Raw genomic sequence first — 18,261 nt, forward strand, 5'->3', positions numbered from 1 at the left:
ACGGATAGAACCGTCTTTTGTAAACCGTTACGGAAGCTGAAGATGAATTGATTCGGCATACACCGCCGTTCCCGTCATCTCGATTTTCACCTCTCTGCCTTCCTCCGTGATCCTGATTTCCACTTTTCCGTCTTTCCCTATTTCCTGGCCTTGTTCAATCGTGAGGCATTCGGCTTCAGAGCCCCCGTATTGCCGCATATAGGCCGCCATGACGCCTGAAGCGGTTCCCGTGACGGGGTCTTCGGTCGTTCCGGAAAAAGGAGAAGAAAAATGGCGTCCGTGCAGATCGCTTTCCTGATGAACAGTTTCCAGAGAAAAAGGATGAACGCTCGCTTTCGGGAGATCTTGCAATACAGCGGGAAATTGTGAGTTGTCCGGTACCATATTCCGTGATGCTTCCAGTGATTTCAGCGGAACAATCAGTGTCCAGATCCCCGTTGATCCGTAAACAATCGGAAGCTCGCCGTGGAAATCTTCAGCCGTTATCCCGAGCGAAGCCGCAAGCTTTTCTTTGTCTCCCGTAAACGGCAGAAATTGCGGGGGAGCCTGTTCAAGCGTGATGTACACCCGCCCGTTTCGTTCAGCGGCTTTTACGGGAAGAATGCCGGCTTTTGTTTCAATTTGATATGCCTGATCAGCCTGAAGCCTTCCCTTTTCAATTAATGCGTAAAGAGAGGCGACGGTAGCATGTCCGCATAAATTCATTTCATGGCCGGGTGTAAAATAGCGGATGCGCAGATCGGCTTCTCCGCTTTTACAGAGAAATGAGGTTTCATTGTACCCTGCCATTTCGGCGATCATCTGCATCTCTTCATCTGAATAATCATCTCCGTTAAAGACGATTCCCGCGGGATTTCCCAAATCCGGAATATCGGAAAACGCTTCATATTTAAACACGGTTGCCTGTTTCATTCATCAGCCTTCCTTTCACCTTATGATCATGTTATTCAGTATAACAGAGTGAAATTAGAATTTTTAGTCAATTATTCAAAAAAAAAGACGCCTTTTAACGGCGTCTTTTTTTGGTTTTTCCGATCAGGCGGGTGACGAGGATCATCGTGACGGACAGCGATCTGTTTTTGCGGTACGCCAAGTATTTCCCGCGCCACTCCGGTTTGTATTTTTCTTTAAAGGCCCGCAGCCCGCTGAAGCTGTACATATACCGGACGTTGTTGAAGATGACGGCCGCGATTCTTTCCGACCAGAAAGATGTAAAAGCCGTACCTACGTTTGACAAAGGCGCCATGCCCATATTGAAGGTGGTATAGCCTTTTTCCTGCGCCCAGAGAAACAGACGGATGAAAAGCGCGTCCATAATACCGTTCGGCGCGCTTTTCCGATAACGCATCAAGTCGACGGATATCTCGCCTTCCTGATACATCGGCATCAGGTTGGCAAAAGCGATGATCTCCCCTTCCGCGTCTTTCACGTAAGCAATCGGCGCCTGTTCCAGATAATCCCTGTCGAAGAAACCGAGGGAAAAACCTTTCTCTTTTTTCGGACCGAGCCATTCGTCCGAAATGCCTTTCAGCTTGGCGATAAACTCGGAGGAAAACGGCGGTTCCCCGACATGGAACGTGTAGCCTTCGCGGTCAAATTTGTTGTTAATCGCCCGCAGCCCCGCTTTTTTCTTACCTGAGAGCGTAAATGCCTCCATATCCACGAACGCTTCTTCTCCAAGCTTGAAGAAGTTATAGCCGAAGTCATGGTACAGCGCCAGATCTTCACGTTCGATCTGATAAAACATGACACTCAGCCCCTGCTTATGCGCTTCATTCAGAAATTCCTCAATCACAAGCGGAAAAGAGTCTCTCTGTCCTGACGGATCACCGAGCACGACAAGCCTTCTGGAAATCTGGCTGAACAATAAAAGCGCTTTGCCGTCGCTTGAGAAATAAAACCGCTTATCCCCGAGAAAGCCGAGATGGCTGAGGGCATTTCCTCCTTCTTCCGCCAAAAAGGACTTCAGCCGTTCAGGATCGGCCTCTTCTCCGATCGGCTTCGATCTTTTATGATAAAAGAACGTAAACACAAGGAAAAACAGCGGCACAACAATAATGGCCGTCATCGTGGCATATGTAATGTGCGAATTGTTATGGACGAAATAGTCGTGGCGCAGCAGCCGATTCATTTTATCCCAAATAAAGCCGGCAATGAGATTGTAGTTAAACAAGGCGATAATAAACAGAGCGGCCGCAAAAATCATCTGGCCGAGCGTATACGATGCCTGCTCTCTGATAAACTGCCGCTTTAACAGCACAAGCAATACGATGACGACAGGCAGAATAAAGATCGCGCTGATGTTCATTCCTTTTAAGAAACTGAACACAAAGCCGCCGACCAGCGCGGCAACCGCCATTGAATAAGAACGTTTCGTCCGTTTGTATAATTCAATCGGCAAAATTAATAGAATCAAAGCCGCGCTTAGCGATAACCCGTTAAACGCAAGGAGCGCCGGGCGCGGAATGTGCGGAATGACCGTCTCCCTGTCGATCGGCAGGGCGACGGACGCAAGCACGACGACTCCCGACACGAAAACCAAAAGCGACAGCGAACCGTAAAGCACCCTGATCAAGATAGCGCGCTGGAATACGAGAAGCACGTTCGTCGTTTCCACGGCAGGCGCCATCTTCGGATTTGATTCCAGCCGTTTCAGCGTATTTTCCGTTAAGTCGCCGGCCGCAAAGAACAGCCCGAACACAAACGGAATAAATGAATACACAATCCGGTAGATGACGATGGATGTCACGACCGCCTCCTGCGGAAAGCCCATATTCTGCATGCCGAGCAGAAACAGAAGGTCAAACGAACCGAATCCTCCCGGCACAAGGCTGATGATTCCCCCGATAGCGGCAATGGCAAATACCCCGAATACATGGCGGACATCCGCGTGAATTCCCATGACATACAGAGAATAATACATGACGACAGCCGCCGCGAACCATTCGGCAAACGATGCCCCGATGTAAGAAAAAACCGGATGCCTCGGTTTTGCTTCACCGTCTTCTGCGCCAGCTTTTTTATTGTTGATCCCAGCGGCGATTAAGGCCACCGGCACAATAAGCGCCACGCCGGCGATGACAGCCCACAGCCACGGTTTCTCACCTGTAATCTCTCCAACCGGCAGAACCCGGGCGATGGTCAGGATACTGAACACGGACAGCCCGAGCAGCGCTGAGGACGTAAGCCAGGCGATGCCTGCGACGAGGCGTTTTACGTCATTCGTATGTTCTTTGTAAAGCATCGTCCGCAGCCCGACGCCCGCCAGACCGCCGAATCCAAGGACATTGTTAAAGGAATTGGCGATAAAGGAGACCCTGAATACTTTCCAATTCGGAATGTTGAGGCGAAGCGTCCGTTTCAGCACAAAGTCATAAAAGGACATCGCGCTGACGGCAAGAAGGCCGAGCAGAACGAGAATAAATAAATCGTAACGCTCAATCCCGTTAATAATGTACAGCGTTCGTTTAAAAGAAAGGTCTGTCAATTCCTTTTTGGACTGATAAATGACTAAAAGCAAAACTGCAATAGGAAATAATACTTTTAATATCGATAAGGCATTCTTTTTAGTCAGCAATGTTCTCTCCAATCATCATAAAATAGCTTATTTATTATAATTCCCCCAATAATCTCCAACATATTATACACTACCACCTCACATTCAAACAAAACTCGCCTGCAACTTTCTTTCTCTGATTAAAATCAGTAATATGGTATGCAGGAGTATGAATGAGGAAGTGAGACGATGGATTATAATCTGCATGATACAACGGTATTAGGCGGCGATATTTTTTCTCCTGAGGAACGCGATATTTGGGTGCTGTACATGAAAGTGATGACATCGGCGGGGCTCGGCGATGTGTCGGAGTGGATGAAGCTTGATATGAGCATGCCGCAAATGAAGGTGCTGATGCTTCTGAACAACCACGGGACGCTTAAGGTGAGTGACATAGCGGAGAAAATGGGCGCTTCCCTTTCAAATACGACGGGGCTGCTTGACCGTTTAGAAAAATCATGTTTCATTACACGCGCTCCGTCAGAAGAAGACCGCCGTTCAGTCGTCGTTCAATTAACGGAAAACGCGAAAGATATTTTCCGCAGCCTTTATCAAAAAGGACATGTAAAATTGAAGCGTTCATTGGAAACGCTGACCGCTGAAGAAAAACAAACGGTCAATCAAGGGCTTGCCATTTTGGCAAGAGCGCTTGATTCTTCCAAACAGGGATAGAGATGAAAAAGGCCTGCCGATATCGGCGGCCTTTTTTTGTTTGACATTTAATTCACTCAAAGTGAATAATATATTTGAAGTGAATTAAAAACGGAAGGATTGATCAGTATGCCGGAGCCTTTGCAAACAGAAAAAAACCAGCGCCGGGCCATCACTCTCTTTACGATCGGTGTGTTCATGGCGGCGCTGGACAACGGAATTATTTCCGCTGCTCTGACGACGATTAACAGCTCTTTTGATGTTTCTCCTTCATGGGGATCGTGGGGAGTGACCCTTTACACATTGGGACTCAGTGTCAGTGTGCCGATTGTCGGCAAGCTGTCGGACCGATACGGGCGGAAAAAGCTGTTTATGATTGAAGTCGGGCTGTTCGGACTCGGCTCTTTGCTTGTCGCACTCAGTCAGAGCTTCCCGATGTTTTTGGCGGCACGGCTCATTCAGGCGCTTGGCGGCGGCGGAATTTTTATAATCGGGAGTTCGCATGTGCTGGCCGTGCTTCCGAAGGAGAAACAGGGGAAAGCTCTCGGGCTTTTAGGGGCGATGAACGGTATGGCGGCCGTCCTCGGACCGAATATCGGGAGCTTTTTGCTTGATGTAACCGGGTCGTGGCATTGGCTGTTCTTAATTAACCTGCCGATTGCCGCCGCTTTGGTTGTGTGCGGCGGTTTGTTTATCGCTGAAACGAAAGAGCCTGGGGCGAAACGGCTTGACCTCGCCGGCACAATGCTGCTGTCTCTTGCGATCTTATCTTGCATGATCGGTATTACGAATCTCAATGGGGCGAAGCTGTCAGAAAGCATAATGGACGTAAAGGTGTACGGGTATCTTTTGGGATCGGCACTTCTCTTTCTGGTGCTGCTTAAGGTCGAAAAGCGGGTTGAAAACCGAGGGGGCGATCCGATTCTCGCCTACTCGCTGCTGCAAAATAAAGTGTTTCAATGGACACTCGTCATCGGATTTTTATCGGGAGGGCTGCTCGCTGCGGTCATTTTTATTCCTTCTTATGCGGAGCAATATTTGCACGTATCGGCGGAGAAAGCGGGTTATTGGATGACGCCGCTCGCGTTGGCGTCAGGAATCGGAGCGTGGCTCGGCGGGGCGATCACGGATAAAAAAGGGCCGGTCTTTTCCGCGGTTGTATCAGGCGCCATCGCATTTGTCGGCTTCAGCCTGTTTCCGTTATGGGTGACGGATAAATGGGAATTTGTCACAGCGAGTGTCATTGCGGGGATCGGTTTCGGATTTCTGCTCGGGGCTCCGCTGAATGTGCTTGTATCAGAAACGGCGGGCCAAAACAAAGGAACAGCGCTCGGCACGCTGTCACTCGTAAGGCAGGTCGGGCTGACGCTCGCTCCGGCTTTATATGCCGGCTTCATTACAGCGGGCTTTGACCGGATCGGAGATGACATCAAAAACCGTTTAGCGAAAAGCGGCATTCCCGCTGATCAGGCGCAAACGCCCGATATCGGCGGCGGACTTTCTTCGTTGCAGGAGCAGGTAAGCCGAATCCCCGTTCCCGCCGTCAAAAAAGCGGTTTCTGATGCGATTGAAGCAGGCATTTCCAGCGGCTACCACCATCTTTATACGGCAGCCGCCGTCATTTCATTATGCACTATTGTGTCTGCGGCTGTTTTGGCGTTTTTCCGGAAGCCGGCATCCTCTAAGACAGATGCCAGCCCATCCGCCGGGAAAGCTCAGTAATATGGGCGATGTGATGTTCAGAGTGCCAGACATATAGTCCGAGCGCCTGTTCCAGCGTAACCGTCTCTTTAGACACAGGATGGAAGTATGTCCGTTTAAATTGGGCTTCCGTCATGGAGCGCAAAAGAGCGGCCCATCTTCTGTGCAGGAGCGTTAACAGCTCAAGCGCATCCCCGCAAGCGGCTGTTTTGGAATCATGAAGATCAGCCCAGCCTTTTTCATCATAAGGACGGATTTCCGGTTCATTCTCCGTTAAGCTCAATTTAAACCGGGTATAGCCGTTCATGTGGCTGTCCGCCAGATGGTGAACCACTTGGCGGACAGTCCATCCCCCTTCTCGGTAAGGCGTATCAAGCTGACTGTCCGACATCGCTCTGACAGCTTGTTTCAGTTTGGCCGGAACGTGTTCGAGCGCATTGATCCATTCTTGTTTCTGTCCGGCCGAAATCGATTCAGCCGGCTGATACTCTCCAATCGGATAGCTGAGGGTTTGTTTTTCCATTTTTGTCTCTCCCGTTGATCGTATTATGAAAGTATGATGGTGATGTCGCAGCCTTCCGCTTTCGCTTCACGAAAGACCTGAAGCACACTCTCGGCACCATTTTCTGTAAGCTGCTTGCTTTGTTCAAACTGTCTCCATTCCAAAACAAGCGGGTACTCCACCCAGCCGGTCAGACAATCCCATAAAGCGTCAAGGTTTTCACCGTAGTATTCAGGAAGGGCAAGTTCCTTTTTCAATGTCTGATGCAGGTCGCTCATACTTCTGATTTGCTCCCCGTTAATAACTGCTTTATTCATGCGCGGCTCCTTTCCCATGATTTTATTCTATCAGTTTACCATTTTCCTCTTCAGAAGTGGCCGGAGTCTGCCGCGGTTCCAGCTGGACGATGCCTTGCCCGCCGTCAACGGCCACCCTGTCCCCCGTTTTCAGTTTTGACGTTGCATTTCCGCACCCTACAACGGCAGGAATCCCAAGTTCCCGGGCGACGATCGCCGCGTGGGACAAAGGGGCGCCGACGTCCGTTATGATGGCAGCCGCTCTCGGAAAAAGCGGGGTCCAGCCTACATTGGTTGTCGAAGTCACTAAAATTTCCCCGGCCGCAAAAGAATCCCCGTCTTCCGGAGCATCTAGGACACGGACAATGCCCTCCACTCTCCCGGCCGCTCCCGCGAAACCTTTTAAAGTATGCGCATCATCAGTTTCCGCAGGCATAAAAGCATCGTAATAATCCGCTCTTCTGTCAGGCTCCTCAGCCCATTTAAACGGATTGAATCTTCCGTTAATAACGGATGGGAACGGCGGCAGTTTTTTATAGGTTTCATAGTTTTGCTTTCTCGCTTGAATCGACGCAACCGCCGGCTCTTTCCCCGCGAGCAGATCGGTTATTTCATGCAGATACAAGAAGAAAATATCGTCCTTCATGCCGGTCATTTCCGCCGCTCTGAGCGCGAATGCTCTGGCTGTCCGGTACACCCTGACAAATTCGGATCTGGTTGTTTCTCTAATATTCGCGTATTCTGACGCTTTTTCCATTTTGGCTTTGAGCCATTTGACCTTATGAGGAAACTTTTCTTCAAATCTTCGGAAGGCCTGTTCATGCGCCTGCTGCTGTTTCAAAAGCAGTTGTTCGGCATTAATACCCGACTCCTTGTGTTCTTTGATCTGCTTCGTCAGCCAATCCCGGTTTTCTCCGGGATGCGGTATGGAAAGTTCGTATTCATGCGGACCTCGGTGGCCTTGGTTCCTGAGATATTCTTCCTCGCTCATACGGCCTTTCATGACTTGATCAATGCCGATAATCGGCTCCAGGCTGGCCAGTCCGCCTTTTCCCCTCAGATTGGAAAGCAGGAGATTCGCATCTTCTATTCCTGCGAGTTTTGTTAATTGAGAGGTTAACGACGAAGAGGATTGCGCAGAATCACGCCCGCCGGATATTAACGCAAACCACGCGTTGCATAAATACGGATAGATCTCATTGTTCCATATCGCTAATAATGTCCGCTCCGTTTCGGCACGTTTCAGCTTTTCCTCAATATTCCGGCACCACTCCGGCGATTCGTCCAAATAGGAGGACATGTTTTTTTTCGCGTGCTTCATTTTCGACAGATACGGTTTCAGTTTTTTCGAGATGATCTTCAAAAGTTCATACTTTGAGAACGGATATAAAGGAATCTTCATTTCCGCCGGGATTTCTCCCAATGTATCGCTCATCATTTTTCCTATTTTTCCGCCTTTCGGATTCAGACCGAAAGCGGCGAGAACGGAAAGAGGCTGGCTCATATTGTTATAGGCTCTGCCGCAAATATTGCCGGACCAGACATAATAGCCCGGAATGATGCCCGACTCTTCATCCAGATTCCGGAGGAGCGACCATGTCAGCGGCGTCATCACATCGGGAATCGCTTCTCCTATATTTGTGTTTGTCCATAAAAAATCACCGCTGAAAGAATCATTCCATTCATAGGTTTCCAGATTTCCGGCTTGTAAGGTCGTAATCGGGCGGGATTGAAGAATATACAATGTCCCGCCCGCGGCGGCCCATTCAATATCCTGCGGCCCTCCGAGATCTTTTTCCAGCTTTTTCGCCAGTTTATAGAGCTTTGACGCATATTTGCGAAATTCTGCGGGGCCGTCATATTTTTTCTTGGGCCGTGCCAGTTTAAAAGAATAGGCATCAGCTTCCCCGGAAACAAGCTGCTCCCCGAGACCGTAGACGTAATTGCCTGTCATCTCCCGCCTGCTCCCCGTAATCGGATCTGCGGTAAACAGCACTCCGGATATCTCACACGGTATCATCAGCTGGATGACGATTGCGATTTCATGCTCATCTTCCATTCCCTGAACGGCGCTGTACGCTTTTACCCTTTCTGACTGTGCCGATCGGCGGACTTCATCAATCGCCCTGGACATGTCTTGATCTGTTTTGACATTCAACACCGTATCGAATTCTCCGGCAAAGGAAGCCTGAGCGGAATCCTCGCTCAGCGCGGATGAGCGTACGGCAAACAACGCAGAAGCATGGCGGCTGCGGATGGAATTCACATATTGATCAATAGCCTCTCTCGCCTGATGGCGGAGCTGTCCGTCCTGAAAGGCTGACGGCAAAATCACAAACCCTTCAGGCACAGGATACCCGCTTTGATACATTTTAGAGAGAATGCTTCCTTTTCCCCCCGCAAAGGAATAAAGTTCGGCCGGAAGTTCTCCGAATGTTTTGACACAGTCATTCATAATGTCCCCGCTCCTTTTTAGTCGTTCATCCAAGCTCACAGTTTTTCTCTTTTTCACTTTTTTTGAAAGTATTTCCTATAAGTATACATTATATCGGTCTTCACAAGGGAGAAAATCGATGGCGTTATTTTGTCATAAATGCATCCGTCAAAACGGCCGCAGGCGGGGGTCTGTGTTTGCAGGATGTACAACTATCCGTCCTCGTGCCTGATAAATCGGACCCGTATCAAAAAGGCGGCCGAAACGCCGCCTTTTTTTCAGACTGTGCGGCCTTGATGCGCCGCCGTATTTCTTTTGGTCTGCTTCGGCTGATACACTTTCCCGACAAACAGGTATCCGTATCTGAAATGGTTGCACACCCAAGATACGAAAATGGGACCGAGCGTGCAGATCAAAAATAAAAGAAGAATGGCAGCCGCTAAAGGCATTGACCGCAAATAGCCTTCCAGAAGATATCCGCTGATTAAAAAGTAGGAGTGCAGCAGATAGATTGAAAACGAATAGTTGCTGATCATCATCACAATCGCGGGCACTTTTTTGAGCTTTGAAAACAGATGAAAACACAGAAAGATCATACTGACCGCGTAAATCATAATATCCGGACGCTTAGAGGAAATGGAGCCGCCGCTGATATATGAAACGGCCACAATCAATATTGCCGATACGGCCGCACTGAAGTAAACCGCATAACGGTACTGATTGATAAGCGCTAAAAAACGCGGATATTCCTTTCCGCAATAAAATGCCAGACAGAAATAAAACACCCAGCCCGGAAACGGAACCCAAAAGAACGGAAAAATAGAATCAAGCCCCGATGATGCCGGCGGATGAAAGATGGAAAAGTAAGCCAGATAGACGGCGTTGATGATAAATGAAACAGACAGCACCCACACGGGAGATGTGTTGTTCAGCCAGCGGTGCAGCAGCATATGGAGAATGTAAAATTGAAAGATCACAAGAATGAAGTAGCCGATGAAGTTTCCTAAAAACACATTTTCTAAAAATTTACCGATCACTGAAACGAATCCGGCTCCTTCTTCCGCCACGCTTTTCATTAAAATGGCATCCACCGCGGCAATAAACAGAAACGGCACGAAAATGACTTTGCCCCTTTTCTTTAAAAAACCAGCGGGAACGCCTCCCGGGTATGACCTGGCAAGCAGAAATTCCGAAATAAAGATAAACGCCGGCGTGCTGAACATCAACAGGGTCCGAAAAGCATCAACCGTATGGGCGGCACTGGCTAAGGACTCTTCCTGAATCATCAGCACCATTGAAACAACGTGAAGCAGAACGACACTTAAACAGGACAGGCAGCGAATCACGAAAATTTCTTTTATCTGCATGCGGCCGCTCCTTTTTCACAAGCGCGCCGGACTTTAGCGTATGCTTGGCGCAGCCATTTTTCCCGCAGCTCGGGTGTGCTCGTTTTGACGACAGAAAAAAGGTTCCGCTCGGCTTTTTGAATGCCGCAAAATTGCAGAATGCCTTTTTTCAGCGTAATCCAGTCCGAGTTTTTCCGGAACCACTTTAAGTACCAGCCCGGGGAATCCGCCGTATAAAAGACCTGTGCCGTCTCTGCCCGGAGCAGTCCTTTTACGCGGCCGTTTTCATATGTGTAGGCTTCTCCGGCGACAAGCACTCTGTCAAAAAAGCCTTTCATAATCGCCGGAACGCCTCCCCACCACAGCGGGTAGATGAAAATGAGATGATCCGCTTCTTTCATCAGTTTCCGGTATTTCTTCGTTTCAGCGTCCCGGTTCATGTCAGAGCGCTTTTTTTCGCCGCCGTACTTCAGCACGGGATCAAATTGGTCGGCGTATAAGTCAATGACCGTATAGCTTTGGCCGCTGTCCTTTAAAGCCATGACGACGTATTTTACGAGAGCCGCATTGAAACTGTTCTCATCCGGGTTTGCATACACAATCACCGTCTTCATATGTCCCTCCCAATATTTATTAATTTTTACAATGATTATATCATGATGTCATATGAATGAGGCAAAGACATGAGAAAGGCTTTTTCCGGTACTGCTGCCGTTTCGATAACCCCTTTCACAAGCATCCGGCACTTCTGCGTTTTTGAGCGGCGGTATGGTATACTAGCTGTCAAATGAATGGGCTTGGAGGACAACATGAGAATTTTAAAGTACGCGATTTTAGGGCTTTTGCGAAAAGGCGAATTGAGCGGATATGATATATCGAGCTATTTTAAGGAAGAGCTCGGCCAGTTTTGGAGCGCAAAGCACAGCCAGATTTATCCGGAATTAAAAAAACTGACGGCTGAGGGATTTATTACGTTTCGCACTGCGATTCAAGGAACGAAGCTTGAGAAAAAAATGTACACGCTGACTGACAAGGGAGAGCTGGAGCTTGCTGCCTGGCTGACGAAAAAAGACCCGATTCCGGAAACGGTGAAGGATGAATTTATGCTGAAGGCTTATTTCATCTCAGCTTTGACGCAGGAAGAAGCGGATGAACTATTCACCGATCAGCTCGTAAAGCGGAAGGAGAAATTGTCCGATCTGGAAAACAGTTATCAAGAACTGATGACATCGTCCGCGGAGGCGGATTCTTTTTCTTCTCCTGATTTCGGCCATTATCTCGTGCTGACAAAAGCGCTTGAGCGGGAACGGAATTATATTTCCTGGCTTGAAGATATTTTGGCTCTCATCAAAAAAGCATAAACAAAACGGGGCGGCTCTGTATCTGCAGGCCGCCTGTTTACGTTCTGAGAACCGCATTGATAAACGAATCAGCCATTAAAATAAGAAAAAGCAGACTGAAATACACAATCGAATAAAAAAACATCCCCTTCGACCATTGCGTGTCATCCGCCGCCTGAAAGCCTTTGACGCTCCGGTACAGCCAGATGGCTCCGAGCAGGAGAGCGGACGCGGTATAAAACGGGCTGACGTCTATATAAAGAGGAACGAGCAGCGAAACCGCAGTCAGAACGGCGATATAGCGCAGCATTTTTATTTTTGTGACGCGATTGCCTTTTATGATCGGCAAAAGCGGAATGCCGGCGGCACGATACTCTTCCTTTCGCCTGATTCCGATCGCCCAGAAATGCGGCGGCTGCCACAAAAACATAATCGCGTATAACAAAATTGCGGGCATATCAATGTACCCGGTCAGCGCGCAATAACCGATTAAAGGCGGAGCCGCCCCTGGAAAGCTGCCGACAAATGTGCTCCAGACGGATTGTCTTTTAAACCAAAGCGTATAAACGACGGCATACAGCAAAAATGCAAGCAGCCCAAGAACGGCGGTCAGTACATTTAGCGAAGCAAGCATGATGAATCCGCATGCGCCGAGACATGTGCCGTACAGGATCATGACCGGCGGCGGTATTCTCCCCGTGACGCTTGCGCGGGTGCGGGTTCGCGCCATTTTTGCGTCCATGCCGCGGTCAAAGAAGTTATTAAAAACAGTGCTTGATGCCATGACTAACGCCGTTCCGATCATAGCAACCGCCATGGCGGCAAATATACCGGGCCCTCCGCCCGTCCTTTCCGGCTGAAGCCATGCGATCCAAAATCCGCCCAATGCGGCGAGTGAATTTGAGATGATAATCCCCGGTTTGGCAAGAATGATAAAGTCCTTGACCGTCACCCGGTTTCCGTTATGCTTCATAGACTGTTCCGTCTGTGCTGCATTTGAGTTCATTTGTTCAGGTTCTCCTTTTTCGGCTTATCATATCAGGAAGAATCAGGAATCACAATTGTTTTGGACATTTTTCACACAATTGTAAATTGTATACGAAAAACCGCAACTTGTGACCGGATGCGGCTTTTCCCTTTTTCTATTCAAAGTCTGCCCATACAGCACCCCGATCTGCTGAACGGATACAGTTTTCAATCCAGCGGATGCCCTGAGCTCGAGCCGGCGATGGCGGGCTCTCCGCGTCATTTTTGCGCCTCACTGAGATGTTCGCTCTCTTCAGTCACAGACGTTCTTTCCCCCGAGCCTTTTCAAGAAAACTTCAGAAAAATAAACACCCTTGCCGGTTAGACGGCAAGGGTGTTTCTTACAGTGTAAATGCGATATCCGCCCCTGATACAGGGTCTTTGACGAATACGTCCTCTTCTTTTTCTTCGATCTCAAAGCCGGCATCGGTCAGCGCTTTTGTCACACGTGACAGCTCTTTTTGATGCGGCAGCGCGATGGTGTAATAATCCAGCCCGCTTGCATTTCCCGGTTTCGGCGGCGCATGTTTTCCGGCCCATATATTCAGACCGATGTGATGGTGATACCCTCCCGCCGAAACAAACAGAGCGGACATGCCCGCGTAATTGCCGACAATGTCAAAACCGAGAATATCGGTGTAAAACGCTTTGGCTTCCTGTAAGTCCGTCACATGAAGATGGATGTGGCCGATAACAGTTCCTTCTGGGAGACGGCTTTTCCGTTCAGCTCCGGCTTCTTCCAAAAGCCCGTCCACATCGACGGGCGCCGTTTGCATGACATAATTGCCCTCTGCATCCCGGCGCCACGTGCTGCGGGGACGATCGGCGTATATTTCAATACCGTTGCCGTCCGGATCAGACAGGTAAAGAGCCTCACTGACCGCGTGATCCCCCTGACCGAGGGCGATGCCGTTTTCAATCAGCCTGGCCAATGCGATGCCGAGTTCTTTCCGGTCAGGCAGAAGGATCGCGAAATGGTACAGGCCGGCGACAGACCGCTCCGGCAGAACGACGGCGCTTGGATTTTCTTCAAGCACCAGCAGAACGCGTTTTCCGTCTGCTGACAGTCTTGCTGAACGATCTGTCTGCGAGATGACTTGAAAGCCGATTACATTCCGGTAAAAGCCGAGCGAGCGTTCCATATTTTTAATGGTCAATTTGACATAACCGATTGCCGTATCTTGATGAATGCCGGTCATATGAACGCCTTCTTTCTTATGCTGAAAAAGTTTCTCCCTTTTTTGATTTGAAAAGGAGCTGATCCAATGAAAGCAGACGGCTTCCTGAAAGCGCTAAGTGAATTGACGCAACCAGTAAGATGAAATCAAATTCCGATCCGCCCATAAATGGTGAGGAAAGCTTCGCCGTGAAAATGGCGCCGACTAATGTGACGGCAAACAGAACGCCGATAATGCGCGTTGCCAAACCGAAAAAGATCAGAACCCCGCCGACAAGCTCAATCGTCGCGATGACATAGACCATAAAGGCCGGAATCCCGATGCTCTGGAAAAATTGCGCAGTTCCTTCCAACCCTTGAAACTTGGATAAACCGTGAACAAAAAAGATAATACCTGTTACAACCCTTAAAAGCAGTGTTCCTGTTTCGAATGATTTATTCATAAAATCCTCCTTGAAAATTATTATCACTTACTTTATGTAAGCTAGTATATATACATAACTTATTTACGTCAAGTAATTTTGTTACATTTAACGAAAATAACTTAAAAGTACTATTTGCCTTCGCGAAAAAAAGACCTCCGCACTCTGTCGGAGGTCTTTTTCCCTATCTATGATTCCCGGAACTGGCTTTCATATAATTCTTGGTAAAACCCGTTCTGGCTGAGAAGTTCGGCATGGGTCCCTTTTTCAGCCATTTCGCCGTCTTTCAGTACAAGAATCTGATCGGCTTTTTGAATCGTGTTCAGCCTGTGAGCGATGATGACGCTTGTTCTGCCCGCCATTAAACGGCCGAGCGCTTCTTGTATTTTCACTTCCGTCACCGTATCAATGTTGCTCGTCGCTTCATCCAAAATGAGCAGCACCGGGTCCGCCAGCACAGCTCTCGCGATGGAAATAAGCTGTTTTTGTCCCTGGCTGATGCCCGCGCCGTTTTGGGTAAGGACGGTATCGTAGCCTTTCGGGAGCCGTTCGATGAATCCGTGGGCATTGGCGGCTTTTGCGGCTGCCTCCACCTCTTGATCAGATGCGTCCAGACGGCCGTAACGGATATTTTCCCTGATGGTGCCCTGAAAGAGAAAGGAATCCTGCAGGACAAACCCCATGTTTTTTCTCAGACTGGATCTCGTCAGTTTTTTGATGTCCGTTCCGTCAATGAGGATTTTTCCGTTATTCGGCTCGTAAAAACGGGCGATCAGGCTCGTAACGGTTGTTTTACCCGCTCCGGTCGGTCCGACGAAGGCGATTGACTGTCCTTTCGGAACGCTGAAGGACAGGTGTTTTAAGATCAAGCTGTCTTCCTGATAGCCGAAGGAGACATCTCGGAATTCAATTTCTCCCGTTTTGATCGGCTGGTACAGCGCATGCTCTTCATCTTCCCGCTCCTCTTTTTCATCCAGCACGTCAAACACCCGTTCAGCCCCGGCGATGGCCGATAACATCGTATTGAACTGATTGGCTAAATCATTTAAAGGGCGCGTGAACTGCCGCGAGTATTCGGCGAATACGACGATGGCACCGATTGAAATCCATCCCTTCAGCGCAAACAGCCCGCCGACCGCCGCTATAATCGTAAAGCTTAAATTGTTTAAAGAGTTCATGACTTTCGGAATGAATCCCGAAATTGTCTGCGCCCAAAAACCCGATGATTGTAACGCCGCGTTTTTTTCTAAAAATTGTTCCATGACGCGGTCTTCCCTCGAATAGGCTTTAATGACCTTCGCCCCTGATATCGACTCTTCAATAAAACCGTTCAGCTCGCCGAGGTTTTTCTGCTGCTGTTTAAACAGCAGTCCCGTCCGGTTGGTGATCCATTTAATGCTCAAAAGCATGATCGGAATAATCAAAAGCGTGATCAATGTTAAAAGCGGACTCATGTACAGCATGACGGCGATTGTGCCGACGAATGTAATGACGCTCGACAGCACTTGAATGACGGATGTATTTAAAGTGGAGCTGACATTTTCGATATCATTGGTGACCCGGCTCATTAAGTCCCCGAGCCGCTGTTTATCAAAAAACGGAATCGGCAGCTCATGCAGATGGGTAAACAGCTCGCTCCGCATTTTAAACACGGTGCTTTGCGAGATATTGATCATCCAATAGTTTTGAAACCATAAGGACAATGATTGCACGAGGTAAATCACAAACAGCATGAACAGCACCCCCGCCAATCCGTCTGTCGTCTGTCCGACGATAAAATGATCAATCGCTTTCCCGATGACGAACGGTCCGAGCAGGCCGAATATGGCGCTTATGACTACCATGATGATCACAAGGGTTAAAAGCCCTTTTTTCTCGGCTACATAAGACCAGATTCTGCGCAGCGTGCCTTTTGTATCTTTTGCTTTCGCGCGTTTTCTGCCGCCTTCATTTGATTTGAGCGGTATTTTCGGATATCGGAAAGGTTTACGAATGTCTTTTTGCATTGTCAGCTCCCTCCTTTCCGAATTGTGATTCATAAATCTGCCGGTACAGATGAGACTGTGCCATCAGCTCTTTGTGCGTGCCTTTTGCCAGCAGTTCGCCGTCTTCAAGCAATAAGATGGTGTCAGCCTTCATCGCGGTGGTTATTTTCTGCGTAATAATCAGTGTCGTGCATTCATAGGATCTGATCGCTTGTAAAAGCTTCGCTTCCGTTTGAAGATCGAGCGCGCTCGTACTGTCATCTAACAGCAGGAGGGACGGTTTTCTGATAAAAGCGCGCGCGATGGAAATCCGCTGCTTCTGCCCGCCTGACAAATTGACGCCCCGCTGTCCCAGCACCGTGTTGTATCCGTTTGACAGCTTCATAATCGTGTCATGGATTTGCGCGTCTTTGGCCGCTTCCATTACTTCATCTAGTGAAGCATCCTCCCGCCCCCAGGCGATATTTTCACGGATGGTGCCCGAAAACAGAAGCACTTCCTGCGGAACATAGCCGATTTCCCTGCGCAGCCCGCAAGCGGAGAATTCACCGATCGGTTTGCCGTCTATGAAAATACTGCCCGAATCAGCCGTGTACAGACGCGGAATCAGCTGAAAAAGCGTTGATTTTCCTGAGCCTGTCGCGCCCATAATGGCAACCGTTTCTTTCGGGCTGGCAGAAAAGGACACGTGATGCAGCGCGTCTTTTTCCATGCCCAGATAGCGGAAGGACACTTCGCGAAACTCAATCGCGCCTGCAAGCGCCCGTGCCGGGTCCTGCCCCGTTCCCTCGCCGCCTTCTGTTTCCAGCACCTCGCCGATTCTTTCTCCGGAAGCCTTCGCCCGGGAAAATACCATGATGAGAAAAGGAAGGACGGACAGCGCGCCTGTAATCCGCGTCGCATAGTTAATGACGGAAACGACATCGCCGACCTGCGCTCCGCCCTGAGCAATGCTTTTGGCGCCGAACCATAAGATAAACAAAATGCAAATGTTCATCAGCAGCATTAAAATCGGCATCGCCGCTTCCACGAGACGAAAAGCGGAGACCGTTTTTTCCATCAGCTTCGTATTCGATTTCAAAAAACGTTTCACTTCGTGGTTTGCACGGAGGAGCGCTTTAATCAGTTTGATCGCCGTCAGGTTTTCCTGCATGATCGTGTTGACCTGATCAAGCCGCTTTTGCACAGACCGAAACAGCGCGCCGCCTCTTTTCAGCACCCACAGCAAAAACAAAAGCAAAATCGGCACCGTGATCAGCAGAAAAAACCCGAGTTTCGCATTAACGGTCAGCGAGAGAATAATGCCGCCCGCGATCATTAACGGCGCACGAAGCATAAACCGGAGACTCATGAAAAGCATATTTTGGACCTGTGTCACATCGTTTGTCAGCCGGGTGATAAACGATGTGGATGAGAATTGCGCAAACGTCGAATAAGAGAAGGATTGAATTTTTTGAAAAATCCCTTTTCGCGTATCATACGCATAGCTCTGGCTGATGTGGGCGGAGTAGAATGAATTTAAAATGCCCGATGCGAATGAAACAGCGGTCAGTCCGATCATCACGCCGCCCCACAGCCAAACCGTACCGAGATCCTGCTTTAAAATTCCTTCGTCAATGATTTTCCCGATCAGCAGGGGCTGTATCAGCTCTACCGCAAGCTCGATGAGCATGAAAAACAGAGCGATTCCCGCCAAAAGAGAATACGGTTTTACATATGATAAAGCCTTTGACATGTGTAAGCCTCCAAATCCTTTGTTCAATATGTATGTATATTTATTTTATTTGTTTGTCTTAAATGAATAAAGGATTAACCCTTGAAACCG

General features: G+C 48.9%; 15 protein-coding genes. 3 read left to right on the forward strand and 12 right to left on the reverse strand.

What is annotated here, in order from left to right; genetic code table 11:
- Window positions 1-27: 27 nt before the first annotated feature.
- Both G9F75_RS13535 and mprF read right to left on the reverse strand, forming a co-directional pair.
- A complete protein-coding gene (locus G9F75_RS13535) occupies window positions 28-912 on the reverse strand; it encodes a PhzF family phenazine biosynthesis isomerase (protein ID WP_167409151.1) in 885 nt (294 codons plus the stop codon).
- Between the two features lie 94 nt (window positions 913-1,006).
- Window positions 1,007-3,577: a bifunctional lysylphosphatidylglycerol flippase/synthetase MprF gene (gene mprF, locus G9F75_RS13540; protein ID WP_121984646.1), complete on the reverse strand. Its 2,571-nt coding sequence runs from the start codon at window positions 3,575-3,577 to the stop codon at window positions 1,007-1,009.
- 168 nt (window positions 3,578-3,745) lie between these two features.
- Between mprF and G9F75_RS13545 the strand changes: the two genes are divergently transcribed.
- Window positions 3,746-4,228, forward strand: coding sequence for a MarR family transcriptional regulator (locus tag G9F75_RS13545; RefSeq protein WP_014417231.1), 483 nt, complete (start codon window positions 3,746-3,748; stop codon window positions 4,226-4,228).
- A 108-nt stretch (window positions 4,229-4,336) separates the two neighbouring features.
- Window positions 4,337-5,929, forward strand: a complete 1,593-nt coding sequence (locus tag G9F75_RS13550) for an MFS transporter (protein WP_109566796.1) — start codon at window positions 4,337-4,339, stop codon at window positions 5,927-5,929.
- On the opposite strand, the gene bstA is transcribed toward G9F75_RS13550, so the two are convergent.
- The 5 genes from bstA to G9F75_RS13575 form a co-directional block, all read right to left on the reverse strand.
- Window positions 5,889-6,431 (reverse strand): bacillithiol transferase BstA, encoded by a 543-nt coding sequence (gene bstA, locus G9F75_RS13555; protein ID WP_103527052.1) that lies wholly within the window; start codon window positions 6,429-6,431, stop codon window positions 5,889-5,891. The two genes, G9F75_RS13550 and bstA, sit on opposite strands and share 41 nt — an antisense overlap.
- 23 nt (window positions 6,432-6,454) lie before the next feature.
- Window positions 6,455-6,727 carry a ribonuclease inhibitor Barstar gene (locus tag G9F75_RS13560; protein ID WP_007408543.1) on the reverse strand — a complete coding sequence of 91 codons (273 nt, stop codon included), beginning with the start codon at window positions 6,725-6,727 and terminating at the stop codon, window positions 6,455-6,457.
- A gap of 22 nt (window positions 6,728-6,749) precedes the next feature.
- Window positions 6,750-9,161 carry a PEP/pyruvate-binding domain-containing protein gene (locus G9F75_RS13565; RefSeq protein WP_167409152.1) on the reverse strand — a complete coding sequence of 804 codons (2,412 nt, stop codon included), beginning with the start codon at window positions 9,159-9,161 and terminating at the stop codon, window positions 6,750-6,752.
- Window positions 9,162-9,418: 257 nt separating this feature from the next.
- Entirely contained in the window at window positions 9,419-10,507 is a 1,089-nt protein-coding gene (locus G9F75_RS13570) for an acyltransferase family protein (protein ID WP_025650239.1), read from the reverse strand.
- Window positions 10,498-11,100 carry an NAD(P)H-dependent oxidoreductase gene (locus G9F75_RS13575; protein ID WP_007408540.1) on the reverse strand — a complete coding sequence of 201 codons (603 nt, stop codon included), beginning with the start codon at window positions 11,098-11,100 and terminating at the stop codon, window positions 10,498-10,500. The genes G9F75_RS13570 and G9F75_RS13575 overlap by 10 nt, the downstream gene beginning before the upstream one ends.
- A 195-nt stretch (window positions 11,101-11,295) precedes the next feature.
- Between G9F75_RS13575 and G9F75_RS13580 the strand changes: the two genes are divergently transcribed.
- On the forward strand, window positions 11,296-11,847 hold the full coding sequence (locus G9F75_RS13580; RefSeq protein ID WP_012117104.1) for a PadR family transcriptional regulator: 552 nt from the start codon (window positions 11,296-11,298) through the stop codon (window positions 11,845-11,847).
- 37 nt (window positions 11,848-11,884) lie between these two features.
- On the opposite strand, the gene cyoE is transcribed toward G9F75_RS13580, so the two are convergent.
- The 5 genes from cyoE to G9F75_RS13605 all read right to left on the reverse strand — a co-directional run bounded on the left by cyoE (window position 11,885) and on the right by G9F75_RS13605 (window position 18,171).
- Window positions 11,885-12,832, reverse strand: coding sequence for a heme o synthase (gene cyoE, locus G9F75_RS13585; RefSeq protein WP_167409153.1), 948 nt, complete (start codon window positions 12,830-12,832; stop codon window positions 11,885-11,887).
- 361 nt (window positions 12,833-13,193) lie between these two features.
- Window positions 13,194-14,051 (reverse strand): catechol 2,3-dioxygenase, encoded by an 858-nt coding sequence (gene catE / locus G9F75_RS13590; RefSeq protein ID WP_167409154.1) that lies wholly within the window; start codon window positions 14,049-14,051, stop codon window positions 13,194-13,196.
- A 16-nt stretch (window positions 14,052-14,067) separates the two neighbouring features.
- Window positions 14,068-14,472 carry a DoxX family oxidoreductase CatD gene (gene catD, locus G9F75_RS13595; RefSeq protein WP_012117101.1) on the reverse strand — a complete coding sequence of 135 codons (405 nt, stop codon included), beginning with the start codon at window positions 14,470-14,472 and terminating at the stop codon, window positions 14,068-14,070.
- Between the two features lie 167 nt (window positions 14,473-14,639).
- Window positions 14,640-16,457 (reverse strand): ABC transporter ATP-binding protein, encoded by a 1,818-nt coding sequence (locus G9F75_RS13600; RefSeq protein ID WP_021493852.1) that lies wholly within the window; start codon window positions 16,455-16,457, stop codon window positions 14,640-14,642.
- Window positions 16,438-18,171, reverse strand: a complete 1,734-nt coding sequence (locus G9F75_RS13605) for an ABC transporter ATP-binding protein (protein WP_167409155.1) — start codon at window positions 18,169-18,171, stop codon at window positions 16,438-16,440. Before G9F75_RS13605 ends, G9F75_RS13600 begins: the two co-directional genes overlap by 20 nt.
- Between the last annotated feature and the right edge of the window lie 90 nt (window positions 18,172-18,261).

It is taken from the genome of Bacillus sp. EKM208B (assembly GCF_011800725.1).
Classification (GTDB): domain Bacteria; phylum Bacillota; class Bacilli; order Bacillales; family Bacillaceae; genus Bacillus; species Bacillus velezensis.